Origin of the sequence: Corynebacterium suranareeae (assembly GCF_002355155.1) — a bacterium.
In the GTDB taxonomy this organism is placed as follows: domain Bacteria; phylum Actinomycetota; class Actinomycetes; order Mycobacteriales; family Mycobacteriaceae; genus Corynebacterium; species Corynebacterium suranareeae.
In genome coordinates this window covers 3,206,099-3,231,632 of the sequence record NZ_AP017369.1, presented here as the reverse complement: position 1 = coordinate 3,231,632, position 25,534 = coordinate 3,206,099, and the positions used below count along the sequence as shown (strand labels likewise).

The following is a 25,534-nucleotide window of genomic DNA, read 5'->3' as shown; positions in this document are numbered from 1 at the left end:
AGTGATATCACATTAAAAGGGGCGGTCTGATTTTGCGGATGATGCTGGAGTGAGTTTGTTCTAATCGCGTCCACCGTGAGAGGTCTTTTTGTGAACTGCTTGAACAATAAAACCTTGATTACCTCATGTTTCAGGTGCTTTGTGGAGCTGGCTCACGGAGTTGATTAAATACCCTGAATAGGCACAAAAGTCAGTGGCCAAAAGTTACCTTTTTTATGTGATGTTTGCCATGACTATAACGGGGGTGGAAATACATGAATACCGGTTTTATTCACAGAACTTATGATTTTTTCGGGTTAGGGTCAGTTTGTTCACATCAACTAGTAACGAAAGGGTCATGTGAATGAAACTTTTTCCAAGGCTGCAGGCATCATTGCTGCAGCACTTCTTGTCACAGGTGGTATAGCGCCTGTGGCACAGGGGCAAGCGCTTCAGGTGGTCACACCTGAGCAGCAGCTCAGCACTAAATGAAAAGAGGGATCTTTGTTCTTAAACTCATATGAGAAACACAATGACGCAAATCCAGTCACTATAAACAGCAAGCTTTATCGAGTGAAATGGTGGAATTTACCACTGTTGGAGTTTGCCAGCTTTGTTGTGGGACTAGTTCTTGAGCTTAGCAATCCGGAAATTCTCTCCAATTTACATCGACTTGGAGTATTCTTGAATATAGCTGGTTTCAGCGGTCTCATAGCCGGTATCCCGCTATTATTTGTTCCTCTTCGCGTGCGCTGGGTAGATTTTTGCTACATAGGGTCAGGTCTGCTCGTGTTTTTCTACTTCGGATCATTTCTTGATGGATCATATATTTTCCTCAATTTGTTCCTTCTTTTAGGTCTGGGGATGATTGTGTCAGGTTTTTCCTATTCGTTAAGACGAACACTAGCTCTCCATTTCGCCATAAAAAGACAAGAAGATTGATTAAGAAGTATTCGATGATTTGAGCTCATTGTCGGTGCTTGGGTGAGCGGAAAAGATGCTCAAGCTCATCAACTGACGACAATTGTTGGTAATGTGAGTGAGTTGGATGAGGGATGGGTTGTGGTTGGAAGATCATCGTCGTTACAGACGATTGAGGATTTTCACCAGTGCAGTACACCCTTAAGTTAAGTGCCTTGTGCACTTCTCGCTGAAACCACCTTGCTGTGTGCAGGGTGGTTTTCGCATGAAAGTAGTGGGTGTCTCTGGGGCTGTAAAGTCAGGGTTGGGGCTAAAGAAAACCTTTGGCGTTATGTGTCGGGTTTCTTTACTGTACTTTTTACCGGTACAAGGGTACATGTGACGGTGAAAGACACCGATAGTTCTCATGGTGCTGAGATTAATCCTGCGCAGGGGATACAGATGAGAACGCTAATCAGTAGTTGGAGTTGTTCCCGTTGCTCGTATTTTCGGAAATCCTGAGTTTGCGAAGCAAGGCTGTGATGAGCTTGGTTTGATGGATAGCAGTGTATTAAATGGTAATTCTTGAGTCGCAAAGCAGGTAGAGTTGCATCTCCTTTCTGGTAATTCGGCTCAAGCGATATCGATGAAGTCTCGTTGAATTAGGGCTTTGAGGCTTACATATCAGGGGTGGAAGGCGATTTAAGGGGCTGGGTTCCCAGTATGGCTCTAAGATAAAAGGGGCTCGTTCGGGCGCTTAGGGACGAATCTAAGGGGTGCCCATATTGCGGTCAGTGGGGCAGAAGTGAAACCTGAAAGGTTGCTGATCAGCTTCTCGTCCCTGGTTTCCCCCCTTGTTAGAGACGGATTTTCGCACATTCTTTCCCCCTTATGGGCTGCTATGGCAGTTAGCCCACCAAGGAGCCTATCCAGCACTAGACCCCAACTAGAACCCAACCCCAAAACCAGAAAACGCTAAGCTCGTGAGACATGATTCCTGTTCTCATCGACTGCGACACCGGCATCGACGACGCCCTCGCCCTGATCTACCTGGCTGCTTTGCATGAACGTGGTGAAATCCAACTTTTTGGAGCAACGACCACCGCAGGAAATGTTGATGTGAAACAAACCGCCATCAATACCAGGTGGGTGTTGGATCAGTGTGGATTGACTGACATTCCGGTCCTCGCAGGGGAACCTGAACCAAAGCGCGTGCCGCTAGTGACTACTCCCGAAACACACGGCGACCATGGCCTTGGTTATATAAACCCAGGTCACGTCGAAATTCCCCAGGGTGACTGGAAGCAGCTGTGGAAAGAACACCTCAGCAACCCAGAAACTAAGCTGATTGTCACCGGCCCTGCCACCAACCTCGCGGAATTTGGACCAGTGGAAAACGTCACGCTGATGGGCGGCACCTACCTTTATCCGGGCAACACCACTCCAACGGCAGAATGGAATACTTGGGTTGATCCACATGGGGCTAAAGAAGCATTCGCGGCAGCCCAAAAGCCCATTACGGTGTGTTCCTTGGGCGTGACCGAGCAGTTTACGCTCAACCCGGATGGCCTTTCTGCACTTATCAACACGCTTGGCGGCCAACCTATCGCAGAGCATTTACCTGAGATGTTGCGCTTTTACTTTGAATTCCACGAAGCGCAGGGCGAAGGCTACCTCGCTCAAATCCATGATCTTCTAACCTGCATGATTGCCTTGGATACGATCCCATTTTCAGGCCGGGAAGCGACCGTGGATGTGGAAGCTGATTCGCCCTTGATGCGTGGCACAACCGTTGCGGATATTCGTGGACATTGGGGCAAGCCGGCAAATGCATTCCTTGTAGATTCGGTAGATATCGAGGCTGCGCATGCAGAACTTCTTAGAGCTGTTCGATTGTGAGCCCGGGTTTTAACTATCGCCCCATACGCGCCGTTTAAGCGACTGAATTTTTCAGATGGGTATTTGTATCACTTGGTGTTAAATAGGCTCTTAGAAGCGATTTTAGGGGCATACTTTTTTCGCACCTCTGGTCAAATTTTGACGGGACGCAAGCGAAACCAAACTGGCATGCCAAGAAATCCCGAAAACCCAAAATTTTGGCATGTATGTTTGGTTTGCGGATCTCAAAACCGGACTGGCGTGCCAAGAATCCTCAAAAACTCGAAATCTTGGCACGTATGTTTGGTATTGCGGAGTCGACCCCTCAATAGCATCCGAAAACCCTACTCACACCAGCGCGAAAGACCTTAGGGCGCATCTAAAACCACCTAAAACCAAAGTCAACAGCCAAAGAAAGAACACATGCCCACACCTGAAGAACTTTTAGCAGCTCGCTACGGACAACCCGCAACATGGACACCGCCGCAGTGGAATGAAACCCTCGATGTTATCCACCAACACCGCTCGGTGCGCAGGTGGCTGGATAAACCGGTTGATGATGACACCATCCGCACCATCATTTCCGCAGCACAATCAGCTGGAACCTCCTCCAATAAGCAGATTATTTCAGTCATCGTGGTCAAAGATCCTGAGTCTAAGAAAGCACTTGCCAAGATCACTCGACAGATGTTTGACCACGTTGAGCAGGTCCCAGCGATTCTGATTTGGCTGATTGACTATTCCCGAACCAGTGCAGTGGCAGCCAGAGAAGATCTCCCAACAGGTGCTCTTAATTATTTAGATGAGGCCGCGTTGGGTTTCCTTGATGCCGGAATCGCAGCTCAAAACGCTGCAATTGCTGCGGAGTCACTTGGATTGGGAACTTTATATTTAGGATCTGTGCGCAACGATGCGGAAGCCGTGCAGAAATTGCTTGGCCTTCCACCTGAGATCGTGCCTGTCGTGGGCCTGGAAATTGGGCACGCGGACCCGTCTGAACCTGCCGGAATTAAACCTCGACTGCCACAAGAAGCCATTGTTCACTGGGATACCTACACCGAGAAAAGCCTCGAACTTATCGATTCCTACGACCACGCCCTCGACACCTACTATTCTCGCTACGGCCAGCACCAGCTCTGGTCGAAGCAGACGGCGCATAGGGCGGCATCGAAAAGCATTACAAAAACCAACAGGCAGTTCCTTAGGCGCGTGCTTGAGCGCGCCGGGTTTGGGCTGAGGTAAAAGCACGCTTATCGACGCAAACCCCCAATCAAGTGCTCTCTCCATGCAAAGAATTGTCCGTGAGTCCGATATACTTTCAAATCGTTTCCGCCGGTACGAGGTGACATAGTACTGGGCTTATTTTCGCGTTCCACGATTTTCTTGGGGATTACTATGTCACGCTTGTCTCAAATATCGGTTGTAGTAGGTGCTGTTCTTATTGCTGCAACCTGGCTGTATTTGGTGTTGGTTAGGCCTACTGATTGGGAATCAGTGGGTGGTTCCACTGAAGCTTTGATCACGCTGGTGGGTTATGTTGCCGGCACAATCGCATTGTTGGTTGGTGTGTTACCTACGCTTCCAGCCAGGACCATTGCGATTATTCCGGTGGCTTTGGTGCTTAATATTTTGTTGGGCCAGGTCACTGGTTCTTTTGTCATTCCGTTGTACTTGGATGCGGTGGGTACCGTGTTGGTGGCAGCTTTGGCTGGTCCTAGTGCTGGTTTGGCAACAGGTGCGTTGAGTTCTGTGGTGTGGGCGTTGTTCAATCCGCTGGCGTTGCCGTTTGCTGCAGGTTCCGCGCTGACTGGTTGGTTGACCGGCATGGTGATTAAAAAGGGTGCGTTTAAAAACATCTTTATCACCATCATCTCCGGTGCTGTTATTGGTTTGATCACAGGTGCGGTGGCTGCTCCGGTTGCGGCGTTTGTGTATGGCGGAACCGCAGGTGTGGGAACTGGCGCGGTGGTCAGTCTCTTCCGTGAGATGGGTAATTCTTTGCTCGCATCGGTAACCTGGCAGTCGTTTATTTCAGATCCTTTGGATAAGGCAATTGTCATGGTCATTGTTTTTGTGGTGGTGAAGTCGTTGCCTAAGCGCACGACCAGGGCATTGGCTCCAAAGGGGATTTCGGAGGCAACGGCCTAAAACATGAATCCGTTGACATGGATCATTGGCGCATTCAGCATGTGGATTGTGGTGCTGGGTGTTAATCGGCTTGGCTTAAGTCTGGCTGTGGTGATCATCGCACAGGTCATAGCGATGATTCGGGTGCGCAATGTATCTGTGTTGGCTTCAACGGCATTGTTGTCTATTCCCGTGCTGGCATCGATGGCGCTGATTCACATGCCGTATTCTTCCGACGGCTGGTTGATTGCTCTTACCTTGACGGCTCGTTTTAGTGCATTGATGTCCATTTTCCTCCTTGCGGCAACAGCGATTACTATTCCTGAGCTGGTGAAATCCCTGTATCGCTGGCCCAAGCTTGCCTATATCGTCGGCTCTGCATTGCAGATGATTCCGCAGGGCAAACAGACCTTGGCGATGGTCCGCGATGCCAACGCTTTGCGCGGGCGCAGCATCAAAGGTCCCGTGCGCGCGGTAAAGTATGTGGGTTTGCCACTGATCACACATTTACTTAGTGCCGGTGCCGCACGTGCGATTCCTTTGGAGGTTGCAGGGCTGGACAAGCCGGGGCCGCGGACGGTGTTGGTTGAGGTGGTGGAGGGGCGCGTCGAAAAGCATTGTCGCTGGTTGCTGCCCCTTTTAGCGATTGGGGTGGCCTGGTGGCTCTAACGCAAATCGTCGGCCCATCCGGCTCCGGGCTCACGCGCGAACTGGAAAAACGCTATCGGGAAACGCCCGGCGCAGTGATGCTGACTGCCGATCCACGCGCGCACATCACCTACCTTCGCGCGACCGTCGCCGAAGAACTGGCTTTCGGGCTGGAACAACGCGGCATCGCACCTGCGCAGATGTGGGAACGGGTCCGAAAAATCGGGCTCGGCCTGGAACGCCTGCTCGACCGCGCGCCCACGCAACTATCCGGCGGGCAAACACGGCGGCTGGCGATCGGCACCGTCGCCATTTTAGAGGCTCCAACGATGCTTCTCGACGACCCCTTCTCCGGTCTTGATACCTCCTCGCGAGCCCAACTCATCACAATGTTGGAATCATATGAGGGCGATGTCATTGTTGCTGCGCACAAACCATGGCTGGATGCGCCGACTGTGTATTTAGGGGATTTGGAGGAGCTATCCTTGCCGGGGCGCGTGGAATTTTCCGGCACTTCGCGAACGTTTTCAGCAATCACAGGAACCCGCGGACAACAGCGCCGACGCTGGTGGCAATTCAACGAACCCCAACCACAATTTCAAATCGGTCCCTTGGATATCACTGTCTGTACAGGTCAAGTGCTGTGGCTGAAAGGCCCCAACGGCTCTGGAAAATCCACACTTCTGCGAAGCCTAGCCAATGAACCCGGCACCGAATTGATGTTGCAAAATGCGGCCGACCAGGTGATTGATGCAACCGTGGCGCAGTGGGTACCGGGAAGTGAAAGTGAAGAACACCCGCTGGATTTATCGCAACGTGAACTCCGCCTTGCCCAATGCGATGCAGCTCTGGGGAGTAACCCGGAGGTGTTGCTTGCCGATGAACCCGACGTTGGCCTTGATATCGGTGGCCGAAACGCCATCCACCAGCGCTTTGCTGATTTCTTAGGTAATGGGGGAGCGCTGATCCTGACCTGCCATGACGAAACCTTCGTGACAGAAGTAGCTGAATATTCAAAGGTTCGAGAATTGGGGATTTAAGGCGTCGAGATTTCCCAGATGGACCAGAGTGTGGGCGAGGGCTGTTTAGGCTCTTAAAAGCGCTTCTAGAGGGTGTTCATTTTGAGGCTAGTGGGACAGATGTGAAACCTGGAAGTTAGCTGATCAAGGATCAGACCACCTAGCATGAGTGAAGCCCTAAATCGAACGAATTTTTGCACCATTCCCTCACTTTGACGCAAAAATCCACCACAAACATGTGGTCATACCGCAGGAATCGAACGAATTTTTGCATATTCTTTCACTTGCTTGGTGCATGTGATGGCGGCGAGTTCTCTAGCTCGAAGTGTGGAGTTCGTGCATTCAATCCTGGCTAAAAAGGCCCTTCAGAATTACATCTGAAGAGCCTTAGGGGATCTCGTTTAACGGGCCGTGACCTGGCCGAAAATCTTTGCCACCGGAGCAATGATCGTTGGGCGCAACGCCACGAGTCCGGCGATGATGACCAACAGTGAAGCCGCAAACCAACCAAAGCCAACCCAGTTGACAGTATCCTGACCTGCATACATGTGGTTGAAATTGCGTAGAGCGCCAGTCGCGAAAACCAAGAACACGTGAATGCAGATAAACACGATGTAGTACACCATCACTGGCATATGCAACGCGCGCGCAAAACCAATGGGGATCAACTTGTTCATCGCTGCGTTGTTCTTGGGCCAGTAGCTGGACATCCGGAAACCAGACACAATCGACAACGGTGCTGCAATAAACACAGTGAAGAAATACGTCAGCTCCTGCAAGCTGTTGTAATTTGCCCAACCGTTCTCAGTGGGCCAATCCAAAGAAACATACTGCAACCCAGCGCTAAGGGCGTTCGGGAAAACATCCCAACTGGTTGGAACAATGCGCATCCACTGCCCCGTAGCAAACAGCAAAATAATGAAGATCGCACCGTTGATGATCCACAACAAATCCAAAACAAGGTGAATCCACAACGTCAACGAGATCTTCTTGCCACCCTTCTTAGGTGTCCAATAACCCTTTGGCCTGCGGGTTCTGTTGATCTCGATGCCCGTCTTAATGATCAACACCATAAAGAACATGTTGAAGAAATGCTGCCAACTCAACCATGCGGGAATACCAACCGGTGCCCCCTCGGGGAGGTCATACTTGCCTGGATACTTCTGAACAAACTCTTGCAGCCATTCAGTAGTAAACGCCCACTTGGTTAATGCCACTGCGATCGCCGCAACAACAATCACACCTAATGCCACCACACCAAGGGTCATTGCCCACTGCTTGCGAGTAATCGGCTGGGCCAACCTCACTCGCAGCGGTAGTTCCTTCTTCGCATTTCCAGCCTCATCAGTGCGAGGACGTTTTTCTGCATCTTGGAAAACCGGCTTTGCGGGCGCAGCGGTTTGGGTTGGTGCACCTGGGGCTGATGGAACTCCTGGTGTCGGTAGTCCTGGTGCTGGGATGCCAGGCGCGCCTGGGGCTGATGGAACTCCTGGTGTCGGTAGTCCTGGTGCTGGGATGCCAGGCGCGCCTGGGGCTGATGGCGCTCCGGGTGCTCCCGGTGCTCCCGGCACAGGAAGTGCAGAACCTGGAGTGGGGATCCCTGGAGCAGGAATACCAGGTGCTGGAATTCCGGGTGCAGGTGGCGTTGATCCGGGAGTTGGAAGAGTACTTCCCGGTGCAGAAATGCCTGGAGCGGGTGGGGTTGCTGAACCGGGAACAGGAATACTTGGAATGCTCGCACCTGGTGCGCTGACACTAGGGACACTTGCACCTGGAGCACTAGTGCCAGGAGCTGGGACTGCGCTGCCTGGCGTAGGAATTGCACTACCGGGAGCACCAGGAGTAGGAACAGCTGAACCAGGCGCACCTGGTGCTGAAACGGCAGAAGCTGCAGGAACTACTCCACCAGGAACCGGAACGGCACCACCCGGAGCTGTAGGAATCGACGGTGTTGAAGCTCCCGGCACAGGAACGGAACCTCCCGGCGCGGGAACAGAACTACCCGGCGCAGGGACCGACCCACCGGGTGCAGGAATGGCGTTACCCGGCGCTGGGGGATTTGCCGTCACTGGAGGAATCACAGCCTCCTGCTCAGTTGGTTTGGGTGCAGGAATAGCGCCTCCAGGTGCAGGAATGGCGTTTCCTGGCGCTGGGGGAGTGGTGGAATTTTTGTTTTGTGGCGAAGTGCCGTCCATGGGAGGTGTCGTCTCTTGCTGCATTCTCGAAGGGGCTGTCACTGTCTGTCTTTGGTATTTAGGGTAGTTCGCATTTGGTGAAATTCCATATCGTGAGCTGGTTTGTTTCATACTGTGACGTTGTGTTGGGTGGGCGGTGCCTTCGAATCGGGAACGCTGGAAGGTCATGTGGGCTGGTGCATGGTTAGCGTGTTCGAAGAAACATTACTAGACTGCATAGTCTATACGCATTGAACGATACGGTCTAAAACTCCAGGGAAAACGGACAGAACCCGGCGTCGGTTAGCCGGAACTTCGATACAGTGGCGATGAACGCGAAACTAGAAAGAAAAAAGATGACGCTTTACGACGAAACCCTCACCCTCCTTCAGGAACTTATCCGCAACGCCTGCGTGAATGATCTGACCCCAGATTCAGGTCAGGAAATTAGAAACGCGGAAAGCCTGGAACGTTTCTTTGAAGGAACCCCCAACGTTAAAATCACCAAGCTGGAACCGCGTCCAGGCCGGACCTCAATTATCGTGACAGTTCCAGGAAGTGATCCAGATGCAGAACCTTTAACACTGCTTGGACATACCGATGTTGTGCCTGTTGATCTGCCTAAATGGACTAAAGATCCATTTGGTGCGGAGATTTCAGATGGACAGATTTGGGGTAGAGGGTCCGTCGATATGCTCTTTATTACCGCAACCCAAGCGGCCGTCACCCGCCAAGTAGCCCGCGAAGGTGGCCTGCGTGGCACGCTGACATTTGTTGGCGTGGCCGATGAGGAGGCGCGCGGCGGGCTTGGTGCGAAGTGGCTTTCCGAAGAACACCAAAACCTCTTCAGCTGGAAAAACTGCCTCTCCGAATCCGGCGGATCGCACCTTCCAGTCCGTGATGGCAGCGACGCCGTAGTGATCAATGTTGGTGAAAAAGGTGCAGCTCAGCGCCGTATCCACGTCAATGGCGATGCTGGCCATGGTTCCATTCCCTTTGACCGCGATAGCGCCATTGTCAAAATCGGTGAAGTCGCCCGCCGCATTGCGGCTGCTGATTTAAAGGTGGCCAAAGACGATATCTGGCAAGGCTTCGTCCAAGCTCACCGCTTCGACCCAGAAACCGAGAAAGCGCTTTTCGACGGCACCTCCCCCGAGGCCTACGCCGAGTTCGGCGACTTAGCTAGGTTCGCCCACGCGGTATCGCACCTCACGATCGCCCAAACGGTGGTTCGTGCAGGTCAAGCCATCAATGTATTGCCATCGCACGCATACCTGGAATTAGATATCCGCACTCTTCCAGGCCAAACCAACGACTATGTAGATGACACTTTGCGTGCTGCTTTGGGCGATCTCGCCGATGAAGTAGAAATTGAACACCTCATCTCTGAGGAAGCAACGGTGAGCCCAACTGACTCCACGTTGTATAAGACCTTGGAAAAAGTTCTCGGTGATTTCTTCCCCGATGCACCTGTGGTCCCAATTATTTCCTCTGGTGGTTCTGACCTGCGCTTTGGCCGTCGACTAGGCGGTGTTGGTTATGGTTTTGCAGTTCATGCACGTGAACGAACCTTGGCGGAAGCAATGGGGCAACTCCACTCCCACGATGAAGCTCTCTACCTGGAAGATCTTGAACTGACTGTCCGGGGCTACGACGCTGTAGTGCGTGAATTCTTAAGCTAAGCGAATAATCTTATGGTGCAACATCCAATATCTTCATTGCGATTGTTTCGATGTCGGGGTCAGGCCACGGGGTCATTACAGAGATGAACGCTCCGTGGCGACGTTGCCGATCCAATACCATGTGTGCACCGAATCCGGATGCGAAACCATTGTGCCAAGCTATGGGTCGACCATTGTCGTGGTCAATGATCCAGCCAGCGGCGACGGAATTGGTTTCATCGGTGTAGCGAATCCGAAACGCGTCGTCGTAGATATTGTTCTCATTAAGAAGTGTTGTGAGGATCGTCGCGAAGTCTTGTGCGCTTCCCCTGATAACGCCAGCGGGTGCGTAACCTTGCCCAGTCCAAGGTTTTTGTCGGGTGTTCCAGACCGTGAGTGCGTCGAGGTCATGTGGGAGATTTTGTTCCTTCGGCTTTTGCGCCCGTAGTCGTGAACAACTCAACGGTTGAGCTAGTCGATTGTGGACCAAGTCGGGATAGTTAGTGCCGTCAGCTATAGCCAACACGTGGCCTAATGCGGAGGCAGCGAGGTTGGAATAACTAAAGTGACCTGTATTTTCTAGTTCTGAACGGCGTAGTTGACCTATTAGATCATCGATATCCTCGGGCTGTGGATCTCCGCCGGTGAACACGGAGGAAAGTGCTCGTAATGTAGAGCGGAATCCTCCACCTGTTGGAGGCAGCCCTGAGGTATGTGTCAGGCATGATTCCAGTGTTACCGAACCTGCAGCTGTGCCACTCAACGGGAGGAAATCTTCAAGTCGATCGTCCGGTGAGATCAGTCCCTCCTGGACCAAGTCGGTATAGATCAAGCCATTGAGAGCTTTGCTTACTGAACCGATATGAAACGTGTCGTGAAGGTTGCACCCAACGGTAGCGATACGGGTACCACCCGGACCACTTACTGCAAGACAGGCGGCATACACTTTGCGGTTGAGTGGAAGATTTTCCAGCAATAACTGTGCAAGTTCACTATCTCCTGCTGTTGGTGTAGTGATTGTCAGAGGGTGACGTCTCATGCCTGGCCAGCGTACTTAATTGATGTTGTTTGCGGGTTGCACAGATCGCAAACTAAGCACTGTTTGAAGTACCACAACTGCAACTACGACACCTGCCAACAGGGGCATTCCGCCCATGGCAATCAAAGGTCCGGCGATCAACCCGCCTGAAGCTCCAGCAAGGTTCATCGTTAGGTCGCTGCGCCCCTGGGCGTAGGTGCGGTGGTGGATGGGGGTGGCGTCGACAAGCAATGTCGAAGAACCGACGAGGGCGGAGTTCCAGCCCAGTCCAAGCAGGATCATGGATGTGATCATGGCCCACTGCGGTTCGGGCCAGATAAGAAGCAATGCGGCGGAGGCGGCGAGCATGGTGAAGCCGGAAAAGATGGTGAAATTGCGGCCGAGTTTGTCAGTGAGCAGGCCGAAAACGGGTGAGAGGGCGTACATTCCTGCGACGTGCAAGCTGATGGTGAAGCCGATGATGGTGAGGCTGGCGCCGTGGCCTTGCATGTGGATGGCGGCCATGGACATGAGCCCGACCATGGAAAAGTGCGCGGTTGCAACCGATGTGATGGCTTGGAGGGCTTTCGGGGTGAGGCGCTTCTTTTCTGTTGGTGCATTTGGGGTGGCTTCGGGTTTGAGGCCTTTGGGGAGGGTGAATCGCCAGACTGTGATGGCGATGAGCTGGCCAAATAGACACAGCAGGTATGCGCCGGCATGTTGTTCGAGGCCCAGGGTTTCGCTGAATCGGGCGCTGGGTTCAAATAAATTTGGTCCGGCGATTGCACCGATGGTGGTGGACCACACAACGATCGAGAGGTCGCGGCCGCGGGTTTCTTCGCTAGCCACGTCGGTTGCGGCGAAACGTGCTTGAAGGTTGACCGCAGACATGGATCCGAGGAACAAAAATGCCAAAAGTACCACTGGAAACAGGCCGAATTGTGCGCCGATGATGGCTAAAAATGCGCCCACGCAACCGAGTAACATGCCTGTGCTGAGTGACGTTCGGCGATCGTATCTGGAGACCATGCGGGCAAGGGGAATTGAGAAGATAGCTGCGCCGATCGTGGTCAATGTGGCAGCGGACCCGCCCCACGAAGCACCCGCTAGGTGAGCTGCCAGCAAACTTCCCATCGACAGCGTCACGCCATTGGATGCACCGACCATGATTTGAGCGAAAATTAGGCCACTGAGAACACGGGTGCGCTGGGGGTGAGGTTGGGGATCCTGCTCGGGATCCTGCTGGGGACTCGGCGACGAGGCGTGCATGGACTTTAGGTTAGGTGATTTTGTCTATGGTGGGCACTATGTTCTTGACTAAGGCATCGCTGATTGACCCTCCGGAAGTCTTGCCGGGGTACCTGTCAGGCTTGGCCATCGTGGAATATTTGGCTCAACAGCCTTTGGAATTTCGGGTTCCGGTCACGTTAATAACTGGGGAAAACGGGGTGGGGAAATCCACGTTGGTTGAAGCGCTGGCGGTGGGGATGCGTCTTAATGCGGCTGGTGGTTCTCGTAATGCTTTCTTTGATCGGGGAGGCGACATTGTGTCCTCGTTACATCAATCTTTGGCATTGGTGCGGAGAAAAAATCCTCGAGATGCGTTCTTTTTTCGGGGTGAAACGATGTACAACGTTGCGTCCTATTATGAAGAAATTAATGATCCCGAGATGGGTGATCTTCACAAGATGAGCCACGGTGAATCTGTTTTTGCAGTGATTGAGCGGCGGTTTCATAATCAAGGTTTATTCATTTTGGATGAGCCTGAAGCGGGGCTTTCCATGCTTCGGCAATTGGAACTGTTAGGAAAGCTAGCCAATTTGGCTGAAAAAGGCGCGCAGATAATTATGGCTACGCACTCGCCGGTCTTGTTGGCAATACCTGGTGCAGACATTGTAGAAATTACATCTTTTGGTATTGCTCGGGTGGATTTTGATGAGGCAGAAGCTGTGCGTGCGGCTCGGGAATTTGTTGCAGACCCGCATGGAACGGCAGCGTTTTTAATTGATGTGGAGGATTAGACAATGTTGCCGTTTATCACTGATATTGCAGCGCTTGAGTACGGGGGAGTTGCTGCTTCATGGACGCAGGATGTTCCTGCATTCCAGGTGTTGAGGGAGAAACGGGTACTGGATTTCCGGGCTCCGATTACTGTGATAACCGGGGAAAACGGTGTGGGTAAATCAACGTTGTTGGAAGCAATTGCTGTGAATGCGGGTTTCCAAGCAACAGGTGGGGCGTATACCGGAAAATTCAATCCTTATGAAAACCCACTGCAAACTGTGGCGAAAGCTCACACAGGTAAAGAACCCATGAAGGGTTACTTCTTGCGTGCAGAAACTTATTACAACGTTGCCGGTAGGCAGGGCAATGAAGCGCCAGGTTGGGTGAATCTACACCACATGTCACATGGGGAATCCGTGATGCACATTGTGCAACATGCCTTTGTGGGTAAGGGATTGTATTTGATGGATGAGCCGGAGGCGGGGCTGTCGTTTATCCGACAGATGGCCATTTTGGCAGAGTTGAGTTTGTTGGCTCAGAACGGTTCGCAGATTATCATCGTGACGCATTCACCGGTATTGATGGCCATTCCGGGGGCGGAAATTTGGGAGTTCAACACCTCCGGCGAACTGCACCGAGGATTTGAGCTTGAAGCGACAACTGGTTTTCGGGCGTTACGTGACTTTTTTGAAGATCCCGAAGGAATTGCTGAGTACATGGTTGATGTAACGAGGGAGTCCTAGCTCACACCCCTAGCTAGAGTAGGTCACAATCCCGCACAATCCGGCATGATCTAAATGATTTAAAGTGAGGTAAATAATCATATATCGAGGTCAATGAGTTTAAACACTCTGATCGGGGGTGAATTTCAAAAAGTCCTGGCAATCACTTTTCGGATTCACAGCAAGCCATTTAGTGTATTCCACACCACAGTGATCTGGTGATGTGAGTCACCTAAGTGTCACAAGTTTGTTGTCCAAAAGCCGGATCAAAAGTCCGAACTTCAATAATCCGAACAGTATTCCGACCGAGAGGGATTCCCCCAACATGGCCGAAGTAGGAGCAGAGCCCGGAAGCTCTGCGCAATCTAGAGTTAAACAAATTGTTGTAGGCATCGCAGCAGTTGTTATTACTGCAATCGCTGCGTTTTTCTCCATCCAGTCCGCATCGGGTGGTGAAGACATTCGATCCAACATGACGTTGGTTGCTCCTGCAGCGGCAGGTGGTGGCTGGGATACCTTCCAGCGTGAGCAGCAGCAGGCCATGCGCGTGAATAAGATCGTGAACAATATTCAGGTGGTCAACATCCCTGGAGCTGGTGGAACCATCGCTTTGGGCAAACTGTCCACCATGACCGCGCCAAACACGTTGATGGTGGGTGGAACCGGACATATTGCAGCCCAAATTCAGTTCGGCACTCCTGCGCAAATCCAGGATGTCACTCCGATTGCTCGTGTGGTGGAAGAGTTTGACATCATCACAGTGCCAGCGAATTCTCCGTACAACACTCTTGAAGAGCTCATTGAAGGTTGGAAAGCAGATCCAGCGGGAGTGTCTTGGACCGGTGGTGGATCCTTTGACCAGTTGGTCATGACAGAGATTGCTCTTTCTGCAGGCATCGATCCAAAACAGACCACATTTATTCCTTCTGATGGTGGTGGCGAGGCAATCCAGGCGTTGCTCAACGGAACGGCAAAAGCCTCAACCGGTGGCTTTGCTGATATGTATCCGCAGGTAGAAGCCGGTCGACTCAAGGTTTTGGGCATTGCTGCACAAGAACGTCTCCCCGGCTCTGATATTCCAACGCTGGTGGAACAAGGCTATGACGTGACTTTGACCAACTGGCGAGCCATGTTTGCCCCTCCTGGTTTAAGCGATGAGCAGATCGCGGAACTTCGAGCAATCGTTGCTGAATCTGTCGAGACAGCTGAGTGGAAATCCGCAGTTGAGCGCAACTACTGGATGAGCGCGCCACTTGAAGGTGAAGAACTAGATCAGTTCGTGGAAGAAGAAATTGACCGCATTGACCAGCTATTTAAGGAGATGGGCTAGTGAACGTCACGGAACAATCCGGCGAATCTTACATTGATATCCCGGAATCTCATCAACTACCTGGCCCACGCCCAGTAGGTGAAGGCACCAGGTGGGAGGGCCGATCTGGTCTCATCATGCCGGTGATCCTCACAGCTTTTAGCCTGTACCTACTAATCGGTGTCCTCAAGATGGATGTCGGTAGTGCATCGTTCCCAGGACCTCGATTCTTCCCAACAATTCTTGGCATCGCGGGACTCTTGGTCGCGGTGGCTTTGACCATCCAGACCATCAAATATCCCATGCACCCTGAAAATCATTCGGGGCGCAGTTGGAAATTCCATTCCGATTACGTCTCACTCGCATGGGCCATCGGTGGCTTCCTAGCGTTCGCGGTGCTGCTTCCATATCTTGGCTGGATTTTGGCTGGAACATTGCTGTTTTGGACAATGACGAGGGCTTTTGGTTCCAAGCGCCCAGCTTTTGATGTGCTGGTTGCTTTCATGATGAGTTCGATCGTCTACCTCGGATTCGACGTTGGACTTGGACTTAATCTTCCTTCCGGACTTTTGGGTGGTGGCTTCTAATGGATGTTTTGTCCCTATTAATGGAAGGTTTCGCCGGCGCATTATCGCCAATGAACCTTCTCTGGGTTATTGTTGGCTGTTTGCTCGGAACCGCAGTGGGCGTTATGCCTGGTCTGGGTTCTTCAATGGCGGTGGCATTGCTGCTGCCTATGACGTTCGCACTTGATCCAACCGCGGCGTTTATCATGTTCTCCGGCGTGTATTTCGGTGGTCTTTTTGGCGACTCCACCATGGCCATTTTGATGAACACTCCGGGCCAGGCATCGGCGATCGCCTCGACGTTCGAAGGCCACCGCATGGCGCTTAATGGACGTGCACCGCAAGCGCTCGCCACCGCTGCTATCGGCGCGTTCATCGGCGGTATCGTCTCCTCATTCATTGTTGTTTTCCTCGCACCAACCCTGGCGGAACTGTCCACCGTATTCGGCCCCGCCGAGTACTTTGCGCTGGCACTTTTCGCGTTCGTCGCCACCTCATCGGTGGTCTCCGACTCGGTGTTTAAGGGACTTGCGTCCCTTATCTTCGGCCTCGGCATTGCAACCATCGGCATCGATTCGGTTACCGGCATCGAGCGTTTCACGCTCGGGGCACCACAGCTTTTCGACGGCATCTCCCTCGTTACTGTCACCGTCGCGATTTTGGCACTGGGAGAAGTCTTCTACGTGGCAGCCCGTTCCCGTCGTGACAAGACAAATCTGGAAACTCGTTCCGCAGGTCGCCCATGGCTAAGTGGCACTGAGTTTAAAGAAGCAGCACCAGCGTGGGCACGCGGAACTATCATTGGCCTGCCTTTTGGCGTGATCCCTGTTGGTGGCTCTGAAGTTCCCACCTTCCTAGCGTTCTCCACAGAACGTGCGTTGGATAAAAGGCGCAAAAATCCACAGTTCGGTGACAAGGGCGCGATCCGCGGACTAGCAGCTCCAGAAGCTGCAGGTAACGCAACAACGGGTATGGCGATGGGTGCGCTTCTTGCCTTAGGGTTGCCAGTATCAGCAACCGCAGCCATCATGTTGGCGGCATTCCGTCAGTACGGAATCCAGCCAGGACCACTGCTTTTCGATCGCAACCCTGAACTTGTTTGGGCACTGCTTGCCAGCTTCTTCATCGCAATGATCGTGCTGCTGTTTATCAACCTTCCTTTCGCCCAGCTGTGGGCAAAGCTCCTGCTCATCCCAAACCATTACCTCTACTCCGGTATTGCTTTGTTCTGTGGATTGGGCATCTACGCCACCTCTGGTGCGGTGTTTGACCTTCTCATGCTGCTCGGTATTGGTGTCGTGGCGTTGATCATGCGCCGTTATGGTTACCCACTGGCACCATTAATGATCGGTATGGTTCTTGGACCTTTGGCCGAGACGTCCCTCCGCGACGCACTGCTGTCCTCGGTTGGTGATTTCTCCATCCTTATCTCCAGCCCAATCACCTGGTCTTTGTACGGAGTACTTGCCATCTTCATCGCGATCAGCATCGTGACCGCTATCCGTGGTCGTCGTAAGCACCTGACTTCTCAACTAGAAACCATCGACGCTTAAAAGTTCGTATATATAGCAGACAACCCGTAGCCCAAAGCTACGGGTTGTCTGTTTTGTGCACTTATTATTTGTATCCCTGGAAGGTCTAAAAGGGTGTTAGAAGCGATTCAAGTGGCGGCACTTTTCTGGACCTTTTTCCTCATACTGGGGCTCACTTCACCTAGCGACCAAAAACGCTTACCCCGAAGCAGGTTTTGGTCGCGTACGCCGGGATATATGCCTGCAAATTTGATCTAGCGACCAAGGATCTTTAGACCGCCTATGGGTTTGGTCGGATATGACGGTTTTGGAAACTGCACCAAACAGATCGCTAAAACCCAGCCGACGATCTAATGATTAAGTCGACGGTTAGGGCCTATTTCACCTGGCGACCAAGCATCTCTAATCACGTTATGAATTAAAACTTGAACCAACTCTTTTCAGTATTTCCACTTGCCACAGGCATCCTGGAGTAGTGTGGGTCACAAATATTGCTCCCGTTTGGAAGGTAGGAATCCGATGAAAGCCGATCTCACCCCATACCGACAGTTCAATGGAAATGCCAAAGAAGCAATGGAGTTCTACCAAACAGTTTTTGGTGGTGAGCTTCAGATGATGCCGTTTTCTGCCATGCATTCTGAGGGAGAAATCGGTGATGATGCCGATAAGATCATGCACGCTGAATTGCTCGTGGATGGAAAGAAGCTCCTGTTCGCAAGCGATATCCCACACATGATGCAGCGGATGAAAGGCGAGGATACGCCGTTGTCGCTGACTGGTGGCGTTGAGCTAGAGGAAGAAATTCGTGGCTACTGGGACAAGCTGTCTGAGGGCGGAAAAGTGACCATGCCTTTGGAAGCTGTTCCGTGGGGTGCAATCTACGGTGCGTTGGAAGATCGTTTTGGTACCCACTGGATGTTCAATATTGGTGGCTGACCTCAAGCCGGGCACCACAAGGTGTCTGGCTTAAAATGTGAAAACTTAAGTTAATTGCTTGAATTTGGGTGAGGCGACGGTAACTTTGGAGATAGAGATATAACGAACAGGGTGGTTGCCATGAAAGAAGAGATTCAAAGAAAGGCCTTTGTTAAAGCTCTCATTGTCTTCTTAATGGGAGTTCTCACCGGAATGTATATCGGCATCATGCACTCCAGTGCCCTATCAGCAATTGGGTTTATTTTTGCTGGTCTTGCGCTTGCTGCGTTGGTGTATGTAGTAAATCGGCCACGTAGGATAGAAACCCGCAGCACAGAAAGCAGAAATCCCCGCCTCGATTAAGTCGAGGCGGGGACTCATCCAAAAGCTAGAATGCTTTAGACAATTGCTGGAGCTTCGCGGGCCTGGCGGACCATTTCTTCCCAATCAACAATCTTCTTGCGCTCGCGGCCTTCGGCTTCACCGAGTGCGCGCTCTGCGGCATCAAGCTTGTACCAGCCTTCCCAGGTGGTGAATGGGATGTTGCGGGAATCAAGAAGTTCGATGATGGCTTCTTCACCTTGGTGTTTTGGAGCTTCCAGTGCGCCGGCGATGGCATCCTTGATCAAGATGTCGGTGGTTTCCTTGGCATCGGACTTGGTGTTGCCGATCAGGCCGATTGGTCCGCGCTTGATCCAGCCGGTGGCGTAGAGTCCTGGGACTGGTTCTGCACCTGGAGCGGTAAGAACGTGTCCGCCATCGTTCGGGATAACGTGGTTTTGGTCGTCGAAAGGCACGCCGTCGATTGGGTCAGACTTGTAGCCGACTGCGCGGTAGACAGCCTGAACTGGCCAATCCTTGAATTCGCCGGTTCCGTTTACGCCACCGTTGCCGTCGAGTGCGGTGCGTTCGGTGCGAAGTCCAACAACCTTGCCGTCTTTTTGAAGAACCTCGACTGGGTTTTCAAAGAGGTGGATCTGCAGGGTGTGTGGAGCATCCTTTGGCTCGCGGATGGCGTACTGTTCCAGGATCTGGCAGACCAGGTCTTGGGACTTGGATGCGCGGCGGGCTTCTTCGGAGGCCGCGTCGTAGTCGATGTCTTCTGGGTCAACAACCACGTTGATGGTTGGGGAGTGGTCGAGTTCTTTGAGTTCTTGTGGGGTGAACTTAACTTGTGCTGGGCCACGGCGTCCGAAAACGTGCACTTCGGTGGCTTTGTTTTCTTTGAGGGACTCGTAGACGTTGTCGGAGATTTCGGTGACTTTGAGTTCGTCGCCGGTCTTGGCCAGGATGCGGGCTACGTCGAGGCCAACGTTTCCGACACCGATGACGGCTACGGACTTTGCAGATAGGTCCCAGGAGCGCTCGAAGCGTGGGTTGCCGTCGTAGAAGCCAACGAATTCGCCGGCACCGAAGGAGCCTTCTGCGTCGATGCCTGGGATATTAAGGTCGCGGTCTGCAACGGCGCCGGTGGAGAAGACGATGGCGTCGTAGTAGTCGCGGAGTTCTTCAACGGTGATGTCGCGGCCGATGGTGATGTTGCCTAGAAGGCGCAGGCGTGGCTTGTCTAGAACGTTGTGGAGGGATTTAACGATTCCCTTGATGCGTGGGTGGTCTGGTGCAACACCGTAGCGGATGAGTCCGAAAGGTGCGGGCATTTGCTCGAAAAGGTCAACGAACACTTCGCGCTCTTCATTGCGGATGAGAAGGTCGGATGCGTAAATGCCAGCTGGGCCAGCTCCGATGACGGCTACGCGCAGGGGAGTTGTCATTGTTTGGAAGTTGCCTTTCGGTAAGCCTCAAGCCTCTTTATTAAAAGGAGGCAAGGGTCTTTTTACTGTTCTTAAAGTCCAGGCTGTTTCACTTTCCTAGACCGCTTGGTCTGTAAACCTAGCAGCGAAATACGACATTGCGAAGATTTTTCTGTAATTAAATTCAAATCACCACAAAATTCTAGACAGGTCGGTCTATTATATTCATGGTGAACCAATCCTAATAACCCCAGTTCAAGCCATTTATCCCAGTCAAAACTTCACTATTCCAAATTGGGGTATGAATCTAATGGTTGGTCTAGACAGATCGGTACGTCTAAGTTTGCGGATAGATCAAATCGAGTGACATGTACCTCACAAGCTTTTTAAGGACTAACTCCCCATGACAACAACAACCGGAAGTGCTCGGCCAGCGCGTCCAGCCAGAAAGCCTAAGCCCGAAGGCCAATGGAAAATCGACGGCACTGCGCCGCTGAACCATGCAGAGGAAGTTAAGCAAGATGAACCCGCATTTGCTGTAAAGCAGCGGGTTATTGATATTTACTCCAAGCAGGGTTTTTCTTCTATCGCTCCGGACGATATTGCCCCACGCTTTAAGTGGTTGGGTATTTATACCCAGCGCAAGCAGGACCTGGGTGGTGAATTAACCGGTCAGGTTCCTGATAGTGAGCTGCAGGATGAGTACTTCATGATGCGCGTGCGCTTCGATGGAGGATTAGCTTCACCGGAACGCCTGCGTGCTGTGGGCGAGATTTCTCGTGATTATGCTCGTTCTACTGCGGACTTTACGGATCGTCAGAATATTCAGCTGCACTGGATTCGCATCGAAGATGTTCCTGCGATCTGGGAGAAATTAGAGTCAGTGGGACTTAGCACCATGCTTGGTTGCGGTGACGTTCCTCGTGTTATTTTGGGCTCCCCAGTTGCTGGTGTTGCCGCTGAAGAGCTCATTGATGCCACCCCGGCTATTGATGCGATTCGTGAGCGCTACCTGGACAAGGAAGAGTTCCATAACCTGCCTCGTAAGTTTAAAACCGCCATTACTGGTAACCAGCGCCAGGATGTCACGCACGAAATCCAGGACATTTCTTTCGTCCCTTCCGTACACCCAGAACACGGTGTAGGTTTTGAGTGCTTTGTGGGCGGTGGACTTTCAACCAACCCAATGCTTGCGCAGCCTCTTGGTGCGTGGATTCCTCTTGATGAGGTTCCAGAAGTATGGGCCGGTGTTGCCGGTATCTTCCGTGATTACGGTTTCCGTCGTCTGCGCAACCGTGCTCGTTTGAAGTTCCTTGTTGCACAGTGGGGCATTGAGAAGTTCCGAGAGGTGCTTGAAACCGAGTACCTTGAGCGCAAGCTCATCGATGGTCCAGAGATCACCACCAACCCTGGCTACCGTGATCACATTGGTATTCACCCTCAAAAGGACGGCAAGTTCTACCTGGGTGTTAAGCCAACCGTTGGACACACCACTGGTGAACAGCTGATCCAGATCGCTGATGTCGCTGAAAAGCACGGCATCACCCGGATTCGTACCACTGCGGAAAAGGAACTGCTTTTCCTGGATATTGAGCGGGAAAACCTCACCACCGTTGCACGTGACCTGGATGAAATCGGACTGTATTCTTCACCTTCTGAATTCCGCCGCGGCATCATTTCTTGCACCGGCCTGGAATTTTGCAAGCTCGCCCACGCCACCACCAAGTCACGGGCAATTGAGCTTGTCGACGAACTGGAAGAGCGAATCGGCGACTTGGATGTCCCCATCAAGATTGCTTTGAACGGTTGCCCAAACTCCTGCGCACGCACCCAGGTGTCCGATATCGGATTCAAGGGCCAAACCGTGACCGATGCTGATGGCAACCGCGTGGAAGGTTTCCAGGTACACCTGGGCGGCTCCATGAACTTGGACCCTAACTTTGGTCGCAAGCTTAAAGGCCACAAGGTGATCGCTGATGAAGTAGGAGAGTACGTCACTCGCGTGGTTACCCACTTCAAGGAGCAGCGCCATGAAGGTGAACAGTTCCGCGAATGGGTGCAAAGGGCAGCAGAGGAAGACTTGGTTTGAGTCTGAGAAGAGCCCCCAATCCTAACCGCAACCACCCTTTGTACTGCCCATACTGTGCGGGAGAAGTTCTTTTCCCCGATGAGCAGACAGAATTTGCATGGTTGTGTGCGGATTGCACCCGAGTTTTTGAAGTGAAATACCACGGCCAAGACGATCCGGTGCACAGGCCAGCACCGGCGAAATCCACTTCGCAAGCACTTAAAGAATCACTAGAGAAACACAAAAGAGGTGAGTCACAACAATGAGCTTTCAACTAGTTAACGCCCTGAAAAATACTGGTTCGGTAAAAGATCCTGAGGTCTCACCAGAAGGCCCGCGCACCACGGAGCCGTTGTCACCTGAGGTTGCGCAACGTAACGAGGAACTCGTCGAAAAGCATGCTGCGGCGTTGTATGACGCCACCGCGCAAGAGATCCTGGAATGGACAGCCGAGCACGCGCCGGGTGCCATCGCGGTGACCTTGAGCATGGAAAACACCGTGTTGGCGGAGCTTGCTGCGCGGCACCTTCCGGAAGCAGATTTTCTGTTTTTGGATACCGGTTACCACTTCAAGGAAACCTTAGAGGTGGCCCGCCAGGTAGATGCGCGCTACTCCCAAAAGCTTGTCACCGCACTCCCAATCCTCTCCCGCGCCGAGCAAGATTCCATCTATGGTCTCAACTTGTACCGCAGCAACCCAACGGCGTGCTGCCGAATGCGCAAAGTTGAGCCGCTGGCGGCGTCGTTAAGCCCCTATGCAGGTTGGATTACGGGCTTGCGCCGCGCTGACGGCCCAACCCGCGCCCAAGCGCCTGCGCTGAGTTTGGATGCCACCGGCAGGCTCAAGATTTCTCCAATTATCACCTGGTCTTTGGAGGAAACCAACGAGTTCATTGCGGACAACAACCTCATTGACCACCCCCTTACCCACCAGGGATATCCATCCATTGGATGCGAAACTTGCACCCTTCCTGTTGCTGAAGGACAAGACCCTAGGGCCGGCCGTTGGGCTGGAAACGCCAAGACAGAATGCGGACTTCACTCATGACCACCACAGTTACATCAGAACTCTCCCCACACCTTAAAGATCTTGAAAATGAATCTATCCACATCCTCCGTGAGGTAGCAGGCCAGTTTGATAAGGTCGGCCTGCTATTTTCCGGCGGTAAGGACTCCGTCGTTGTTTACGAGCTGGCTCGTCGCGCGTTCGCACCAGCCACCGTGCCATTTGAATTGCTGCACGTGGATACCGGCCACAACTTCCCAGAGGTGTTGGAATTCCGCGACAACTTGGTCGAGCGCACCGGTGCTCGCCTGCGCGTTGCTAAAGTCCAGGACTGGATTGATCGCGGTGACCTGCAGGAACGCCCAGACGGCACCCGTAACCCACTGCAGACCGTGCCTTTGGTAGAAACCATCGCTGAGCAGGGCTATGACGCTGTGCTTGGTGGCGCTCGCCGCGATGAAGAGCGTGCTCGTGCCAAGGAGCGCGTGTTCTCTGTGCGTGACTCTTTCGGCGGCTGGGATCCTCGCCGTCAGCGCCCTGAGCTGTGGACTTTGTACAACGGTGGACACCTGCCTGGTGAAAACATCCGCGTTTTCCCAATCTCCAACTGGACTGAAGCAGATATTTGGGAGTACATCGGTGCCCGCGGCATTGAGCTTCCACCGATTTACTTCTCCCACGAGCGTGAAGTTTTCGAGCGCGACGGCATGTGGCTGACCGCAGGTGAATGGGGTGGACCACGCAAGGGCGAAGAGATCGTCACCAAGACTGTCCGCTACCGCACCGTCGGCGATATGTCCTGCACCGGAGCTGTGCTTTCAGAAGCCCGCACCATTGACGATGTGATCGAAGAGATCGCTACCTCCACCCTGACCGAACGTGGCGCAACCCGCGCCGATGACCGCCTCAGCGAATCCGCCATGGAAGACCGCAAGAAGGAAGGCTACTTCTGATGACTGCTCCAACTTTAAACAAAGCATCTGAAAAGATCGCAGCACGCGAAACCCTACGTCTGTGCACCGCAGGCTCTGTCGATGACGGAAAGTCCACCTTCGTTGGCCGTTTGCTGCACGACACCAAGTCAGTTCTTGCTGATCAGCTAGCTTCGGTCGAGCGCACCTCCGCTGACCGTGGCTTCGAAGGCCTAGACCTTTCCTTACTTGTCGATGGCCTGCGCGCCGAGCGCGAACAGGGCATCACCATCGACGTTGCCTACCGCTACTTCGCCACCGATAAGCGCACCTTCATCCTGGCTGATACCCCAGGTCACGTGCAGTACACCCGCAACACCGTCACCGGTGTGTCCACCTCGCAGGTTGTAGTTTTGCTTGTCGACGCCCGCCACGGCGTTGTCGAGCAAACCCGCCGCCACCTGTCTGTTGCGGCACTTCTTGGTGTGCGCACCGTGATCTTGGCAGTCAACAAGATTGACCTTGTTGATTACAGCGAAGAAGTCTTCCGCGGCATCGAGAAGGAATTCGTCGGCCTGGCAACCGCTTTAGATGTCAACGACACCCACGTTGTCCCAATCTCTGCACTTAAAGGCGACAACGTTGCAGAAACCTCCACCAACATGGATTGGTACACCGGCCCAACAGTGCTGGAAATCCTAGAAAACGTTGAGGTTTCCCATGGCCGTGCACATGATCTTGGCTTCCGTTTCCCAATCCAATACGTGATCCGCGAGCACGCCTCTGACTACCGTGGTTACGCTGGAACCATCAACGCTGGATCTGTGTCTGTCGGTGACACCGTGTACCTTCCAGAAGGACGCACCACCGAGGTCACCCACATTGATTCTGCTGATGGTCCTTTGCAAACCGCAGCTGTCGGAGACGCTGTCGTACTGCGTCTAGCTCATGAAATCGATCTGATCCGCGGTGAACTGATTGCAGGCGAAGATCGCCCAGAATCCGTTCGCTCCTTCAACGCCACCGTTGTTGGTCTTGCAGATCGCACCATCAAACCAGGTGCAGCAGTCAAGGTTCGCTACGGCACCCAGCTGGTCCGCGGACGCGTTGCAGCCATTGAGCGTGTCTTGGACATCGACGGCGTCAACGACAACGAAGCACCAGAAACCTATGGCCTCAACGACATCGCGCACGTGCGCATCGATGTTGCAGGTGAATTGGAAGTAGAAGATTACGCTGCTCGCGGCGCAATTGGCTCCTTCCTTCTTATCGATCAATCCTCCGGCGACACCCTCGCTGCCGGTTTGGTTGGCCACCGCCTGCGCAACAACTGGTCAATCTAGACC

General features: G+C 52.8%; 22 protein-coding genes. 18 read left to right on the top strand and 4 right to left on the bottom strand.

From position 1 onward, the window contains the following. Positions 1-339 precede the first annotated feature (339 nt). From N24_RS16680 to N24_RS14810, 6 genes are all read left to right on the top strand, one after another. Positions 340-471 carry a hypothetical protein gene (locus tag N24_RS16680; protein WP_269457470.1) on the top strand — a complete coding sequence of 44 codons (132 nt, stop codon included), beginning with the start codon at positions 340-342 and terminating at the stop codon, positions 469-471. A 1,398-nt stretch (positions 472-1,869) separates the two neighbouring features. Beyond that, on the top strand, positions 1,870-2,778 hold the full coding sequence (locus N24_RS14830; protein ID WP_096458821.1) for a nucleoside hydrolase: 909 nt from the start codon (positions 1,870-1,872) through the stop codon (positions 2,776-2,778). A 402-nt stretch (positions 2,779-3,180) separates the two neighbouring features. Further along, entirely contained in the window at positions 3,181-3,999 is an 819-nt protein-coding gene (locus tag N24_RS14825; RefSeq protein ID WP_096458818.1) for an NADPH-dependent oxidoreductase, read from the top strand. 153 nt (positions 4,000-4,152) lie between these two features. Further along, positions 4,153-4,905 (top strand): glycosyl transferase family 9, encoded by a 753-nt coding sequence (locus tag N24_RS14820; protein ID WP_096458812.1) that lies wholly within the window; start codon positions 4,153-4,155, stop codon positions 4,903-4,905. A gap of 3 nt (positions 4,906-4,908) precedes the next feature. After that, positions 4,909-5,553 (top strand): energy-coupling factor transporter transmembrane component T family protein, encoded by a 645-nt coding sequence (locus tag N24_RS14815; RefSeq protein ID WP_096458808.1) that lies wholly within the window; start codon positions 4,909-4,911, stop codon positions 5,551-5,553. Beyond that, entirely contained in the window at positions 5,544-6,572 is a 1,029-nt protein-coding gene (locus tag N24_RS14810; protein WP_096458805.1) for an ATP-binding cassette domain-containing protein, read from the top strand. The genes N24_RS14815 and N24_RS14810 overlap by 10 nt, the downstream gene beginning before the upstream one ends. Positions 6,573-6,952: 380 nt before the next feature. Here the strand turns inward: N24_RS14810 and N24_RS14805 are convergent, their stop codons facing one another. After that, entirely contained in the window at positions 6,953-8,746 is a 1,794-nt protein-coding gene (locus N24_RS14805; RefSeq protein WP_096458802.1) for a cytochrome b/b6 domain-containing protein, read from the bottom strand. Between the two features lie 335 nt (positions 8,747-9,081). Here N24_RS14805 and N24_RS14800 point away from each other — a divergent pair, with 335 nt between their 5' ends. Further along, on the top strand, positions 9,082-10,407 hold the full coding sequence (locus N24_RS14800) for a M20/M25/M40 family metallo-hydrolase (RefSeq protein WP_096458800.1): 1,326 nt from the start codon (positions 9,082-9,084) through the stop codon (positions 10,405-10,407). Between the two features lie 10 nt (positions 10,408-10,417). Here the strand turns inward: N24_RS14800 and N24_RS14795 are convergent, their stop codons facing one another. Next, a complete protein-coding gene (locus N24_RS14795; protein ID WP_096458797.1) occupies positions 10,418-11,425 on the bottom strand; it encodes a serine hydrolase domain-containing protein in 1,008 nt (335 codons plus the stop codon). A gap of 15 nt (positions 11,426-11,440) precedes the next feature. Further along, complete coding sequence (locus N24_RS14790; RefSeq protein WP_096458794.1) at positions 11,441-12,673, bottom strand: MFS transporter; 1,233 nt, start codon at positions 12,671-12,673, stop codon at positions 11,441-11,443. A 38-nt stretch (positions 12,674-12,711) separates the two neighbouring features. Between N24_RS14790 and N24_RS14785 the strand changes: the two genes are divergently transcribed. The 7 genes from N24_RS14785 to N24_RS14755 all read left to right on the top strand — a co-directional run bounded on the left by N24_RS14785 (position 12,712) and on the right by N24_RS14755 (position 18,815). Continuing rightward, complete coding sequence (locus N24_RS14785) at positions 12,712-13,425, top strand: AAA family ATPase (RefSeq protein WP_096460304.1); 714 nt, start codon at positions 12,712-12,714, stop codon at positions 13,423-13,425. A gap of 3 nt (positions 13,426-13,428) precedes the next feature. Continuing rightward, on the top strand, positions 13,429-14,151 hold the full coding sequence (locus N24_RS14780) for an AAA family ATPase (protein ID WP_096458791.1): 723 nt from the start codon (positions 13,429-13,431) through the stop codon (positions 14,149-14,151). Between the two features lie 304 nt (positions 14,152-14,455). Beyond that, the gene (gene tctC / locus N24_RS14775; RefSeq protein WP_096458788.1) at positions 14,456-15,460 is read left to right on the top strand and encodes a tripartite tricarboxylate transporter substrate binding protein TctC; all 1,005 of its coding nucleotides are present in this window, start codon (positions 14,456-14,458) and stop codon (positions 15,458-15,460) included. Continuing rightward, on the top strand, positions 15,460-16,026 hold the full coding sequence (gene tctB / locus N24_RS14770) for a tripartite tricarboxylate transporter TctB (protein WP_096458785.1): 567 nt from the start codon (positions 15,460-15,462) through the stop codon (positions 16,024-16,026). The genes tctC and tctB overlap by 1 nt, the downstream gene beginning before the upstream one ends. Beyond that, the gene (gene tctA, locus N24_RS14765) at positions 16,026-17,558 is read left to right on the top strand and encodes a tripartite tricarboxylate transporter permease TctA (protein ID WP_096458782.1); all 1,533 of its coding nucleotides are present in this window, start codon (positions 16,026-16,028) and stop codon (positions 17,556-17,558) included. Before tctB ends, tctA begins: the two co-directional genes overlap by 1 nt. A 498-nt stretch (positions 17,559-18,056) precedes the next feature. Beyond that, the gene (locus tag N24_RS14760) at positions 18,057-18,473 is read left to right on the top strand and encodes a VOC family protein (RefSeq protein ID WP_096458780.1); all 417 of its coding nucleotides are present in this window, start codon (positions 18,057-18,059) and stop codon (positions 18,471-18,473) included. A gap of 120 nt (positions 18,474-18,593) precedes the next feature. Continuing rightward, complete coding sequence (locus tag N24_RS14755; RefSeq protein WP_096458777.1) at positions 18,594-18,815, top strand: hypothetical protein; 222 nt, start codon at positions 18,594-18,596, stop codon at positions 18,813-18,815. Between the two features lie 35 nt (positions 18,816-18,850). Here N24_RS14755 and N24_RS14750 read toward each other — a convergent pair whose 3' ends face one another. Beyond that, positions 18,851-20,224: an FAD-dependent oxidoreductase gene (locus N24_RS14750; protein ID WP_096458774.1), complete on the bottom strand. Its 1,374-nt coding sequence runs from the start codon at positions 20,222-20,224 to the stop codon at positions 18,851-18,853. A gap of 382 nt (positions 20,225-20,606) precedes the next feature. Between N24_RS14750 and N24_RS14745 the strand changes: the two genes are divergently transcribed. The 4 genes from N24_RS14745 (at position 20,607) to N24_RS14725 (ending at position 25,531) form a co-directional block, all read left to right on the top strand. Beyond that, positions 20,607-22,292: a nitrite/sulfite reductase gene (locus N24_RS14745; RefSeq protein WP_096458771.1), complete on the top strand. Its 1,686-nt coding sequence runs from the start codon at positions 20,607-20,609 to the stop codon at positions 22,290-22,292. Between the two features lie 241 nt (positions 22,293-22,533). Continuing rightward, positions 22,534-23,319 (top strand): phosphoadenylyl-sulfate reductase, encoded by a 786-nt coding sequence (locus N24_RS14735; RefSeq protein ID WP_167382138.1) that lies wholly within the window; start codon positions 22,534-22,536, stop codon positions 23,317-23,319. Then, positions 23,316-24,230 carry a sulfate adenylyltransferase subunit CysD gene (gene cysD / locus N24_RS14730; protein WP_096458765.1) on the top strand — a complete coding sequence of 305 codons (915 nt, stop codon included), beginning with the start codon at positions 23,316-23,318 and terminating at the stop codon, positions 24,228-24,230. Before N24_RS14735 ends, cysD begins: the two co-directional genes overlap by 4 nt. Then, positions 24,230-25,531, top strand: a complete 1,302-nt coding sequence (locus N24_RS14725; protein WP_096458762.1) for a GTP-binding protein — start codon at positions 24,230-24,232, stop codon at positions 25,529-25,531. The genes cysD and N24_RS14725 overlap by 1 nt, the downstream gene beginning before the upstream one ends. Positions 25,532-25,534 lie beyond the last annotated feature (3 nt).